This window comes from Achromobacter pestifer, from assembly GCF_902859625.1.
GTDB classification, from domain to species: domain Bacteria; phylum Pseudomonadota; class Gammaproteobacteria; order Burkholderiales; family Burkholderiaceae_B; genus Achromobacter; species Achromobacter pestifer.
In genome coordinates this window covers 13,050-25,379 of sequence record NZ_CADIJX010000007.1, presented here as the reverse complement: position 1 = coordinate 25,379, position 12,330 = coordinate 13,050, and the positions used below count along the sequence as shown (strand labels likewise).

The 12,330-nt window shown below is 56.1% G+C and carries 11 protein-coding genes; all 11 read left to right on the top strand.

Annotated features, from left to right (window positions below; genetic code table 11):
* Positions 1–25 precede the first annotated feature (25 nt).
* The 11 genes from HV753_RS23530 to HV753_RS23480 all read left to right on the top strand — a co-directional run bounded on the left by HV753_RS23530 (position 26) and on the right by HV753_RS23480 (position 12,323).
* Positions 26–949: a glycosyltransferase family 2 protein gene (locus HV753_RS23530; protein ID WP_175177004.1), complete on the top strand. Its 924-nt coding sequence runs from the start codon at positions 26–28 to the stop codon at positions 947–949.
* A gap of 8 nt (positions 950–957) precedes the next feature.
* Complete coding sequence (rfbD, locus tag HV753_RS23525) at positions 958–1,854, top strand: dTDP-4-dehydrorhamnose reductase (protein ID WP_175177003.1); 897 nt, start codon at positions 958–960, stop codon at positions 1,852–1,854.
* The gene (gene rfbA, locus HV753_RS23520; RefSeq protein WP_175177002.1) at positions 1,851–2,732 is read left to right on the top strand and encodes a glucose-1-phosphate thymidylyltransferase RfbA; all 882 of its coding nucleotides are present in this window, start codon (positions 1,851–1,853) and stop codon (positions 2,730–2,732) included. Before rfbD ends, rfbA begins: the two co-directional genes overlap by 4 nt.
* Positions 2,732–3,277: a dTDP-4-dehydrorhamnose 3,5-epimerase gene (gene rfbC / locus HV753_RS23515; protein ID WP_175177001.1), complete on the top strand. Its 546-nt coding sequence runs from the start codon at positions 2,732–2,734 to the stop codon at positions 3,275–3,277. Before rfbA ends, rfbC begins: the two co-directional genes overlap by 1 nt.
* A 71-nt stretch (positions 3,278–3,348) precedes the next feature.
* Positions 3,349–4,725: a glycosyltransferase WbsX family protein gene (locus HV753_RS23510; RefSeq protein ID WP_217481494.1), complete on the top strand. Its 1,377-nt coding sequence runs from the start codon at positions 3,349–3,351 to the stop codon at positions 4,723–4,725.
* A 1-nt stretch (position 4,726) separates the two neighbouring features.
* Complete coding sequence (locus tag HV753_RS23505) at positions 4,727–6,448, top strand: rhamnan synthesis F family protein (RefSeq protein WP_175176999.1); 1,722 nt, start codon at positions 4,727–4,729, stop codon at positions 6,446–6,448.
* 96 nt (positions 6,449–6,544) lie between these two features.
* On the top strand, positions 6,545–7,345 hold the full coding sequence (locus HV753_RS23500; protein ID WP_175176998.1) for an ABC transporter permease: 801 nt from the start codon (positions 6,545–6,547) through the stop codon (positions 7,343–7,345).
* A 30-nt stretch (positions 7,346–7,375) separates the two neighbouring features.
* A complete protein-coding gene (locus HV753_RS23495; RefSeq protein ID WP_175176997.1) occupies positions 7,376–8,119 on the top strand; it encodes an ABC transporter ATP-binding protein in 744 nt (247 codons plus the stop codon).
* A 127-nt stretch (positions 8,120–8,246) separates the two neighbouring features.
* Positions 8,247–9,311: a class I SAM-dependent methyltransferase gene (locus HV753_RS23490; protein ID WP_175176996.1), complete on the top strand. Its 1,065-nt coding sequence runs from the start codon at positions 8,247–8,249 to the stop codon at positions 9,309–9,311.
* A gap of 86 nt (positions 9,312–9,397) precedes the next feature.
* On the top strand, positions 9,398–11,155 hold the full coding sequence (locus HV753_RS23485; protein WP_175176995.1) for a rhamnosyltransferase WsaF family glycosyltransferase: 1,758 nt from the start codon (positions 9,398–9,400) through the stop codon (positions 11,153–11,155).
* Entirely contained in the window at positions 11,148–12,323 is a 1,176-nt protein-coding gene (locus HV753_RS23480; RefSeq protein WP_175176994.1) for a glycosyltransferase, read from the top strand. The genes HV753_RS23485 and HV753_RS23480 overlap by 8 nt, the downstream gene beginning before the upstream one ends.
* The last annotated feature ends 7 nt before the right edge of the window (positions 12,324–12,330 follow it).

The following is a 12,330-nucleotide window of genomic DNA, read 5'->3' as shown; positions in this document are numbered from 1 at the left end:
GCCGAGTATCCATGCAGGTAGTCCAGTGAGCCAGCACGTTGCCATTCTCCTTTGCACATATCAGGGCGAAAAGTACCTGACTGCGCAACTGGACTCGTTTGCGGCGCAGACTTACCCCTGTTGGAAACTCTGGGTATCGGATGACGGCTCGACTGATGCGACCCTGGACCTGTTGAGGGCTTTTGCCGAGCGCCACAAGCCCGGGCAAGTCACGCTGCAAGCCGGCCCGCGCAAGGGATTCGTAAAGAATTTCATGTCGTTGATCTGCGAGCCCACATTGCACGCGGACTATTACGCCTTGTCTGATCAGGACGACATTTGGCACCCTGACAAGCTGGAACGTGCCGTAAAGTGGCTACGCGAAGTGCCAGAAGGGCAGCCCGCGCTGTACTGTACCCGAACCGAACTGATCGACGGGGCGGGCCAACCCATCGGCTTCTCGCCATTGTTTACTCGCCCACCGGCATTTGCCAATGCCCTCATGCAAAACGTTGCTGGCGGAAATACCATGGTGATGAATAACGCCGCACGCGACCTGCTGTTGGAGGCGGGCGCAGACATAGATGTCGTCGCCCACGATTGGTGGATTTACATCGTGGTCAGCGCCTGTGGCGGCCGTGTCCATTACGACAGTGAGCCCTCGCTGCGCTATCGCCAGCATGGAGAGAACCTGATTGGTGCCAACGCCGGCTTAAGTGCGCGTCTGTTACGGATCAAAATGCTATTCGAAGGACACTTGAAAATCTGGACCAACCAGCATATTCAAGCGCTGTCGCCCTTGCTACCCAAACTGACTCCCGCCAATCACAGCATTTACGACCGCTTTATCTCGGCACGCCAGCGGAGTCTGCTTCCAAGGGTAGTGGGCATTAAACGTTCCGGGGTTTATCGTCAGACCTTGCTGGGCAATCTCGGATTATTGGCCGCCGCGCTGACTAATCGAATTTGAAGACTATTATGAAAATCCTGCTACTCGGCAAAGATGGGCAAGTCGGACACGAATTAAAGCGCACCCTGCTGCCGCTGGGTGACGTGCATGCCTTCGGCCGCCAAGGCGCCGATCTGGAAAACGTGGAAGCGTTACGCCAATTGCTTGCTCACCAAGCGCCGGACATCATCGTGAATGCCGCCGCCTATACGGCAGTGGACAAGGCCGAAACCAATCAAGACGTTGCCCGGACAGTGAATGCCGATGCCGTCGCGGAAATCGCACGGTACGCAAAGGAAAATGACGCCCTGTTCGTGCACTACTCCACGGACTACGTGTTCGATGGCCGCAAGGATGCTCCTTATGACATCGATGATCAGACAAATCCCCAAAGCGTGTACGGTTCGACCAAATTGGCGGGCGAAACTGCCATTACCGCAAGCGGCTGCAAGGCACTGATCCTGCGTACGAGCTGGGTGTTCTCCGCCCATGGTGGAAATTTCATCAAAACGATCCTGCGCCTCGCCAAAGAGCGTGATGCCTTGAATATCGTGGCTGACCAGCATGGTGCGCCGACATCGGCCGAATTGATTGCGGACGTCACCGCCCTGGCTATTGCCGGCTACCAACAAGGCAAACTCGCCGCTGGCATCTACCACCTGACTGCCGCTGGCCACACCACGTGGCACGGGTTGGCGACACATGTCGTCGCACGCGCCCGCCACAATGGCTTGGCTCTCAAAGTCCAGACCGACAATATCGCTGCCATTACGACCGAGCAGTATCCGGTGCCCGCAGCCCGGCCAAAAAACTCTCGTTTGAATACGATCGCCCTGACCGCGCCGCTGAAGCTGCAACTGCCGGACTGGACAGTGCATGTTGACCGCACGGTCGATCAACTTACATCATTGGAACTTTCCGCATGAAACGCAAAGGCATTATCCTGGCCGGCGGCTCCGGCACTCGACTGCACCCCGCCACGCTCGCGATCAGCAAGCTGCTGCTGCCGGTCTTTGACAAGCCGATGATCTACTACCCGTTAAGCACGCTGATGCTCTCGGACATTCAAGACATCCTGATCATCTCGACCCCGCAAGATACGCCGCGATTCCAGCAACTGCTGGGTGACGGTTCGCAATGGGGTTTGAACCTCCAATACGCAGTGCAGCCCTCGCCAGATGGCTTGGCGCAGGCGTTCCTCATCGGCGAATCGTTCCTCGGCAATGATCTGTCTGCGCTCGTGTTGGGCGACAACATTTTCTACGGCCATGACTTCCACCAGCTTCTAGCCAACGCCAATGCGCGCGTCGAGGGCGCCAGCGTGTTTGCTTATCACGTCCATGACCCCGAACGTTATGGCGTGGCGGAATTCGACGAAACGGGCAAGGTCCTTTCGTTGGAAGAAAAGCCAAGCAAGCCGAAGTCCAACTACGCGGTAACCGGGCTGTACTTTTACGACAAAAACGTCGTCGAGATCGCCAAGCAGATCAAGCCTTCGCCGCGCGGCGAACTGGAGATTACCGATCTGAACCGCGTCTATCTGGAGCAGGGCAAGTTGGGAGTTGAAATCATGGGCCGGGGTTATGCCTGGCTGGACACCGGCACCCACGAGTCGCTGCTCGAGGCCAGCCAGTTCATTTCCACTCTGGAGAACCGACAGGGATTGAAGGTGTCGTGTCCCGAGGAAATTGCCTTCCGCAATCGGTGGATCACGCCTGAACAGCTGGAAGCGCTGGCCGCTCCGCTGTCCAAGAACGGCTACGGCAAGTATCTGCAACGTCTACTCGTTGAGAAGGTGTATTGATGAACGCCACGCCGCTCGCAATTCCAGAAGTCATCCTGTTTGAGCCGAAGGTATTCGGTGACGACCGTGGGTTTTTCTTCGAGAGTTTCAATCATCGCGTATTCGAAGAAGCCATTGGCCGAAAAGCGCAATTCGTGCAGGACAACCATTCTCGCTCGGTGAAGGGCGTACTGCGGGGCCTGCACTATCAGACCCAGCAGACGCAAGGCAAGCTTGTGCGCGTCGCCCAGGGCGAAGTCTTCGATGTCGCCGTCGACCTACGCAAATCCTCCCCGACTTTCGGGCAGTGGGTCGGTGCGTTGTTGAGCGCCGAGAACAAGCATCAACTGTGGGTACCTGAAGGTTTCGGCCACGGATTCGTGGTGTTGTCCGACACCGCGGAGTTCCTGTACAAGACAACCGACTACTACGCCCCGGCGCACGAGCGCTGCATCGCCTGGAACGATCCGACGCTTGCCATTGATTGGCGTATGAGCGGCGAGCCGGTCGTCTCGGCCAAGGATGCACAGGGCCTACCGTTCCTGCAAGCCGAGTACTTCGCCTAAGACGGTCTGATTCGCTCCGGCACGCTGCGGCTGCCACTGTCGTGGGCACACCCACGCCCTGCGGCTATCTAATGTTCGACATGAAAAACACTACTGATTTGACCGATTCTCCCTCGTTTAAAGCCCTTTCCGGCTATGGCGGGGAAGGGGCGGCCGATGACGCCGGCTATACGCGGGACACCTCGAAACTGATCGCGTTTTACCTGCCTCAATACCATCGCGTGGCGGAAAACTCGGAATGGTGGGGGCCAGGGTTCACCGAGTGGACCAATGTGGCTCGCGGAAGGCCTAATTTCGACGGACATTATCAGCCTCATATCCCGCGGGAGCTGGGCTTCTACGACTTGGACCGCGTGGAAACCATGCGCGAGCAGGCCGCCTTGGCGCGCGAATACGGCGTACACGGATTCTGCTTCTACTATTACTGGTTCAGCGGCCGCCGCATCCTGGAGCGGCCTCTGGACAATTTTCTGGCGTCCGACATCGACATGTCGTTCTGCTTGTGCTGGGCCAATGAAAACTGGACCCGAACTTGGGATGGCGATACCAAGAGCGTACTGCTCGAACAGAAGTATGCCGAAGGCGACGAAGAACGCTTTATCCAGGACATCTACCCCTTCCTGGCGGATCCTCGCTACATCCGCGTGGACGACAAGCCGCTGCTCGTCGTCTACCGCATAAAGGAATTGCCGGATCCGGCTGGTTCGATAAAGAAATGGCGTGCGGAAGCGGAACGCCTCGGCCTGCCTGGCCTTCATGTATCCGTCGTCGACTTCTACGACATCAGCGATCCACGCGAAGTCGGTGCCGATGCCATGGTCGAGTTTCCGCCGCACAAGTTCAACGGCCCGCAAAACTGCCCAGACCCATCGCCCCCTCTGACCAACCCGAATTTCCATGGTGGCCTGATCGACTACACGCGGGTCATTGCGCAAAGCATGCTACGTCCTACGCCACCGTTCACGCTCTACCGAGGCATCATTCCCAGCTGGGACAACACCGCCCGACGCCAAGACACGGGTACGATCATCGTGAATGCCACACCGGCATTCTTCGGTTCGTGGCTGAAATTCCTGCGCGCCTACACCCGTGAAACTCGTCTCGGGGCATCCGATCCCTTCATTTTCGTCAATGCCTGGAACGAATGGGGTGAAGGCTGCCATCTTGAGCCCGACGTGCAATGGGGGCTGAACTATCTTGATGAAGTCGCGCGCACTTCATACGTGTCTCCTGAAGATATGGTGCCGGTGGAACAGGCCCGTGAAGCAGCATTCCACCGCGTCCAGCAGATTGCCTCTCACGAAGGCATTGGGATCAAGACGGATCTCAGCAAACATGTGCCGATGAAACCTCGTGTGCAGCGTCTGGCCCATACGCTGCAAAAGTATCCGCTGTTGCACAAGATTGCACGCAAGCTGTATCGCGCGACCCACGCACTTTTGCATTGATATGCTGAAGACCGTCGCCGTTGTCGCCCATTTTGATCCAGATGACGTATTGGATCCCACATTGCACGGCATCCTGGAGGACTTGGAAGCGCTGTGCGATAGCATTGTTCTGGTCACGACAAGTCGACTGACATCGAACGAATTTCCCACAAGCAAGAAGATTCAGACAATTTGCCGGCCCAACGTCGGCTACGACTTCTACAGCTACCGGGTAGGCATAAGCGCGGTGCTACAGCAAGGCGGCTGCGACCGCATGTTGCTGCTCAATTCGAGTTATCTGGTGACCGACAACCGCCAATACCGGAACACGATGGCGACGATGCTGCAACGACTCGACGATGTCGACATCGTTGGAGTGACGCAGTCGCGCCAATGGCAGTGGCACCTGCAATCCTATCTGATCGCATTGCGGGGCGACGCTGTGTCGAGCCGTTGGTTCCTATCATGGCTCTCGACCATCTCTCCGCGCAATACCAAGATAGAAACCATTCTTTCCGGTGAACTCGGGCTGTCCGCGGCCATCAGGGCCGGCGGTGCGTCCGTGGACGTCCTTTTCCAGCCGACCCGCTGGGATAACTGGCGCGCCATGGCACTCTGGGGATGCAAGAGCCTCACCATCAAAAGCCTGGCAAAACTGCTCCATCCCCTGTTCTGGCGCTCGCTAACCCAATTCAATCCCACGCACTTTCAGGCGCAGGCGCTTGCGCGGGAAACGGGACTGGTCAAGACCGAGCTCGTTCGGAATAATCCCCACAAGCTCAGCTTGGCCTGGCTGCAAAGGCTATGCCCGCCAACCGAATACGAGGCGATCAACCGCTTCGTCACGCGCTCGCAGGCCCACTACCAATCTAAATCAGGCCCGCTGACCGCCTTGACGACGAAGACCAGCCCGTTGCCATGGCAACGCGTCATCCACACCGCCCCGCTGGGCAGACCCGGGGTCCGAGTGGCGGTGATCGTTCATATCTTCTATCCAGAACTGGCCGGCGAGATTTACGATTACATCAAGAACATCGTCGAACCTTTCGATCTCATCATCACTACGCCCCACGAAGGGGCCGTGTCACAGCTGATCGATCTCTTTGCGCCCTTGGCAAGCAGCGTGGCGGTCGCCCTGTCGGAGAACCGTGGCCGGGATGTCGGGCCGTTTCTTGCTGTTCATCGTAGCGGAATGCTGGAGCGCTATGACGCGGTGCTCAAACTACATTCCAAGAAAAGCACATATAGCGACAGCGGGCAGCAATGGCAGCAGAGCCTGTTCCGCCAGCTTTGCGGCAGCTCTCAGACAGTACGCCGTAGCGTCGAGCTGCTGCGCAACGGCAAGGCCGGCATGGTGGGACCACACGATTACTTTCTGACGCACCCGCACTATTGGGGCGCCAACCGGGCCACTGTATGCGCGCTGATGCAAAGCCTTACGCCCATTACCTTGAAAGAAGAGGACGTGCCGCTCGGCTTTTTTGCCGGCACCATGTTCTGGTTCGCACCGAAGGCTATCGCGGCGCTACATGACATTCCGGATTCCCTGCTGACCTTCGCGCCCGAGAACGGCAAGCAGGACGGTACGCTGGCACATGCGCTCGAACGGCTATTTGGCATATTGCCGCAACTTGGCGGATATACCATCACCAGCCTAACGCTAGCAGGGCAGAGCTTGAACGAAATCGCGACCCTTGACCATACCGTTCCCGTGCTGAAAAAGCCCTCAGAGCTGGTTCAATAGGCACGTGAGACCTCTTTGATGCTGGCGTACCCGCACCGACGTACTGCGGTGCTAGCATGCCACCAATTGACCATTTATTGATAGACCCATTCGTTTATGTCCAACCAAACTGCTGCTGGCGCCGTGCAAGACATCCTGTCAGCGCTAAAACGTTTTTCCCTGATCGGCACACTGGGCTGGCAGGATGTACGACAGCGCTACCGCCGTTCCTCCATAGGAGCCTTCTGGCTCACCATAAGCATGGGTGTGATGATCGGCACCATCGGCATCGTATTCGGCCAAATCTTCAAATCGCCGATGGACGAGTTCTTGCCGTTCCTGTCAGTCGGGTTGATCCTCTGGGGGTTCATCTCGACAGTCATCACCGAAGGGTGCAGCGGCTTCATCGCGGGCGAAGCCGTGATCAAGCAGCTGCCCATCCCCCTGAGCGTGCATATTTTCCGCGTCCTGTGGCGCAACCTGATCATCTTGGCGCATAACGTGGTGATCTTCCCGCTGGTCCTCATCGCGGTTCAGAGGGCGCCCACGTGGGATGTTCTCGTCGCTATCCCCGGCTTGTTGCTATTGATGCTGAATCTGACCTGGATCGCCATTTTTCTGGGTGTCATCTGTACGCGCTATCGTGACATTCCCCAAATCATCTCCAGCTTTCTGCAAGTCGTCTTCTACGTCACGCCGATCATGTGGCTGCCGAGCCTCCTGCCGTCCCGCGCCGGCACGTATATGCTGGATCTGAATCCCTTTTATCACTTCCTTCAGATCGTTCGTGCTCCCCTACTCGGCCAGGAGCCTTCGCTAGAGAACTGGCTAGTGTCGATAGGCATCGCCATCGTAGGCTGGACTTTGACCTTGGTGCTCTTCGGCCGCTATCGCCGCCGTATCGCCTACTGGCTGTAAGACACAACGACTCTTCAATAAAGACAGATTATGGCCTCCATCGTTTTCGACAACGTCTGTGTCGATTTTCCCATCTACAACGCTAGTGCTCGTTCGCTAAAAAAGCGACTATTCCAGGTTGCGACTGGTGGTCAGATCAGCGCCAACGCCAGTGGCCGAGTGATCATCCGCGCATTGGAAGACTTGACCTTGACAATCAAGGACGGCGATCGCGTCGGCTTGCTTGGCCACAATGGCGCAGGCAAGAGTACGCTGTTGCGCTTGTTGAGCGGGGTGTACGAACCCTCTAGCGGCCGAGCCGAAATCAAGGGCGAGATTGGCTCTCTGATCGATGTGAGTTTCGGCATTGATCCCGAGGCCAGCGGCCGCGAGAACATATACCTGCGCGGCGCCCTCCTGGGCCTGACTCGCGCAGAGATAAAAGCCAAGCTCGATGAAATCATCGATTTCTCGGAGCTGGGCGATTTCATTGACATGCCTGTCCGGACCTATTCGTCAGGGATGCACTTGCGTCTGGCATTCTCGGTTTCTACCATCATCCGGCCCGAGATCCTGTTGATGGATGAATGGCTTTCGGTTGGCGACGAAGGATTCCGGGTAAGGGCGGAAGCACGAATGAATGAGCTGGTCGAGTCGACCCATATTCTGGTCATCGCTAGCCATTCGCGAGAATTGGTGAAAGATACCTGCAATCGCGCGATTTGGCTTGAGCACGGAAAGATCAAAATGGACGGTACGCCAGACGACGTCACGCATGCGTATTTCGGGCACTGAACCTCCAGCCTACAAACAAGCGCCCTTGTCACCGAGATAACAGGTTTTCCGTATTGTAAATAGCCGGCGGTTTATCGCGCCGAAGCTTTCACCAAGGCATCATCACCTACGCAAGGCTATCGAGACCATGGTTCAGGATTCGTTGCGGGAACTGTACGGCCATCATGCCGGAAAGGTATCTGACAAATGGGAAATTTATCTCGATGAGTATGAGCGAACGCTGGAGCCACATCGCGACCAGCCCGTTCACCTTCTTGAAATCGGCATCCAGAATGGTGGATCGCTGGAGATATGGCTCAGCTATTTTTCCAATGTGGTCAGGCTCATTGGCTGTGATATCAACCCAGACTGTGCCAAGCTGACCTACGCCGATCCCCGCATACGCGTCATTGTAGGAGATGCGAACACGCCTGATACCTACAACGCTATCACTGGGGAATGCGAGCAGTTCGATATTATTATCGACGACGGGTCGCACCGGTCGGGGGACATAGTAAAGTCCTTCTGTCTCTATTTCCCCACACTAGCCGAAAGTGGCACATTCATTGTTGAAGATCTGCATTGTAGTTATTGGTCGGAATTCGATGGCGGACTGTTCCACCCATACTCCTCCCTGTCATTTTTCAAGCTTCTGGCCGACGTCGTCAATTTCGAGCACTGGGGCATAGACACTCTAGATCGTCTTGGCCCGCTGAACGGCATCCTGTCCCACTATGGCTGCACGCTATCGGCAGAGAGTCTTGCGCAAGTTAGGTCCGTCGAATTCGTTAACTCGATTTGCGTCATCCGCAAGCGCCCAGCCTCCAGCAATGCCCTTGGCCGCCGTATCGTAGCGGGTCGTGAAGAAGCGGTCATTCCCGGGCATATCCCGTTGCATGGCACGCGGTTCAGCCTACAGGATGTACCTTCCCAAACAGGCAATCCCTGGTCCACGCGCACGGTACCGCCCGCCGAGTCCATAATCCAAACAGAACAATTGCTTCAGGCCGCCAGGGATGAAATCATCGAGCGGGACGCAGAGATTCATCGAAACAATCAGACGATCCGGAACCTTGAACGCAAGCTCCACTCCGAAGAGGATAAGGCAGCAGGGGCAGCACTCATCAATGCAGCATTGTTACGGTCGAAAAGCTGGCGATTGACCGCTCCGCTACGTTGGGTCGCCGGGATGGCCCGCCACCTGTTCAAGTAGATTATTCTCTAGGCGTTCACCCGCTGCGCTGCCCCTAACGAGCTCGTTTCAGTCCACCTTAGATCCCGGTTTTCAGTCTAGAGATAATGCCCACGAATTCTTCTCCCGCGAAGTCACCCGCCTCGCTTTCCCATGACGATACCGCGGCTACAGGCACAGGAATAGCATCTACCTTCGACCAGGGCGCACCACCCACCCCTGGTAAACAGGCATGGTACCAACGCGAACTTGAGGCAGCGCACGAACGTTGCTCCGATCTCCAGAAGCAGTTGGAATCTTCAAGAAAGGCGGTGGCGATCGCCACCGCCGCGCAGCCGGCGCCGGGGATGTCGGCTGTCATGCTGAAATTAGCCCGACGCGCGGTCAATCACCTTCGCGCTGGACGGCTGTTGAAACGCGACATCAAGGTCCTCATCGCCTCCCCGCTGTTTGATCACCAAGCCTATGCGAAAAAGTATCTCTCGGGCGCGAGCGCGCACAAGGCAGCCGCGCATTACGCCCAACATTGGCGAGAGGGACTGGAGCCGGGCCCCGATTTCGACCCCATGCAGTATCTGCTGGATCATCCTGACGTCGCGGCAGCCAATCTGAATCCTCTTGTCCATTTCGAGGTTGCCGGACGCCGGGAAGCACGGAAGATCAGGAAACCAGGCGAAGCTCCACGAACGACCACCGTCCCATTCGAACAGGTGCTGCAGGCCAGGCTCGCCCACCTGGGTCCTATGCGCATCATGGATGACGCGTCACGTGGCCTGCGCATCAATGTCGTCACCGACAGCATCGGACCTGCCTCACTTTTTGGCGGGGTTGCGACAGCATTGATTCTTGCCGCATGCTTGGCCCAAAAGAAGAACGCCCAGCTCCGGCTCATTACACGGAATGGCGAGGGCAGTCCGGATGTGGTTGCCCGGCTCCTGGAACTGAACCAAGTGCAATTCACAGGCACATTGACGATGCTCGAATCTGCACCCACTACAGGCTACTACGTACCAACACGGAAAGACGAGGACGTCTTCATCACGACATCGTGGTGGACCACATCCGGTGTGCGGAAAGCGATCCCAGCCGCCCAGATCATTTACCTGCTGCAGGAAGACGAGCGGATGTTCTATGGCTACGGCGACGAACGCATGCGGTGCGAAGAGGTTCTGAGCGATACAAACATCGTCTTCGCATTGAACACGCAATTGCTCCAGCGCCACCTTACGCAAGGGCCAAATCCCATTCAAGGCTTGGCGGATAGGTCGACGTACTTCGAACCGGCCTTCCCCAGCATGCGGCCCGCGATCAAACCGCTTTCGAAGACAAAACGCCGCTTCTTCTTTTACGGCCGTCCCAACAATCTGCGGAATCTCTACCTCCGCGGGCTCGAGGTCATTACACAGGCCATATTACGTGGGATATTGGACCCAAAAGAGTGGGAATTTCATTTTGCTGGGAAGGATCTGCCCAACGGTACCCTTCCCGGTGAACCCGACATATATTTCCATCAGCAATTGGGATGGGCCGAATATGCAGCGCTGTTGCAGACCATCGACATCGGCCTGACGCTGATGGACACGCCGCATCCAAGTTATCCCCCTCTAGATCTCGCTTGTTCGGGTGCAGTCGCCGTTACCAATTCGTCTGGTATCAAAACTGATCTTTCGCAGTATTCAAAGAATATTATCTGCGCTGCCCCTACCGTGGATGCGTTGCTAGACGGCCTTCGGGAAGCATTAGCAATCAGTGAATCACAAAAACTCGAAAACCTGAAAACAGCGGGCATTCAGAAGGACTGGAATATCTCGCTGGCTGATTCCATCACATTCCTTTCCGACCGCATCCCCGCTCTCCATGTTTAGCCTGCTCCAGATCAAGCCGTATGAATACCGTGATCCCTGGGACCTCCCATGCGCAGAGCGGGTACGCATGCTATATCAGAGGAATATCCGGATTCTCTACCTCTATGAAGGCCGCGATAACAGTACGTTTCGCTACCGCGTCTTCAACATGGTGGATAGTCTCAACAGTTCGGAAGAATCCAATGTATCGGCCGCCTGGTTCTATAAGGATGAGCTCGATCAGGTCATGTGCTTAATTCCGGACTGCACAGCACTGGTAATCTGCCGGACTCGCTATTCGCCAAAACTCGTGCAACTGGTCAGGTTGGCCAATCTGCACCAGGTGCGAGTGCTTTTCGATGTGGATGACTTGGTTTTCAACACACAGAAATTGCCTATTCTGGTGGACACCATTGGCGGCTACGGCGAAAACGAGCAGTTGGACTATTGGTACGCTTACATATCACGCCAAGCGGAGATGCTGCGGCTCTGCGACGGCGCTATCCTGACAAACGAATATCTAGCGGGACAACTAAGGGAAAAATTCCCTGGCAAGCCTACCGCGATCATTCCGAACTTTCTCAACAGGATTCAACAGGACTATTCGGAAGATATATATCGTATAAAGCAGGAATCCCAATTTGCGTCGCTACGACCTACATCTATCGGCTATTTCAGCGGTTCGCCCAGTCATCGGCGGGATTTCAATCTTGCGGCGCCCGCAATTGCAGAGGTATTGAAACATCATGAGGATGTTCGTTTGGTACTCGTGGGCTATATTGAGCCGGGTGCGTACCTTGAGCCTTTCCGCGATCGGATCGACTATTATCCGATGCAAGACTACGTCAATCTTCAGCGTCTGATCGGAAGCGTTGATGTCAATATCGTTCCTTTGCTGGACAACGAATTCACCCATTGCAAGTCGGAACTCAAATACTTCGAAGCGGCCATTGTCGGCACCATCACTGTCGCCACACCTACCTATACATATTCGCGTGCCATCAAGGATGGAGTGACAGGCTACCTGTCAACACCCGAGCAGTGGACCAAAAAGATCGAGAAGGTCATCGAATTATCGAGGTCCGGCCGCTATGCCGACATAGCTGAAATAGCTTACGGTGAAGTTCGCCAAGCGTACGGCTGGGATAAGTTTTCCAAAGTGATAGCCAATGTGGTGAATCAGCCATGAACCCCAC

Bases quoted from the DNA above. Each gene is read 5' to 3' on its own strand.
- rfbD (WP_175177003.1), top strand. From the start codon at position 958: ATGAAAATCCTGCTACTCGGCAAAGATGGGCAAGTCGGACACGAATTA.
- rfbA (WP_175177002.1), top strand. From the start codon at position 1,851: ATGAAACGCAAAGGCATTATCCTGGCCGGCGGCTCCGGCACTCGACTG.
- rfbC (WP_175177001.1), top strand. From the start codon at position 2,732: ATGAACGCCACGCCGCTCGCAATTCCAGAAGTCATCCTGTTTGAGCCG.
- HV753_RS23510 (WP_217481494.1), top strand. From the start codon at position 3,349: ATGTTCGACATGAAAAACACTACTGATTTGACCGATTCTCCCTCGTTT.
- HV753_RS23505 (WP_175176999.1), top strand. From the start codon at position 4,727: ATGCTGAAGACCGTCGCCGTTGTCGCCCATTTTGATCCAGATGACGTA.
- HV753_RS23500 (WP_175176998.1), top strand. From the start codon at position 6,545: ATGTCCAACCAAACTGCTGCTGGCGCCGTGCAAGACATCCTGTCAGCG.
- HV753_RS23495 (WP_175176997.1), top strand. From the start codon at position 7,376: ATGGCCTCCATCGTTTTCGACAACGTCTGTGTCGATTTTCCCATCTAC.
- HV753_RS23490 (WP_175176996.1), top strand. From the start codon at position 8,247: ATGGTTCAGGATTCGTTGCGGGAACTGTACGGCCATCATGCCGGAAAG.
- HV753_RS23485 (WP_175176995.1), top strand. From the start codon at position 9,398: ATGCCCACGAATTCTTCTCCCGCGAAGTCACCCGCCTCGCTTTCCCAT.
- HV753_RS23480 (WP_175176994.1), top strand. From the start codon at position 11,148: ATGTTTAGCCTGCTCCAGATCAAGCCGTATGAATACCGTGATCCCTGG.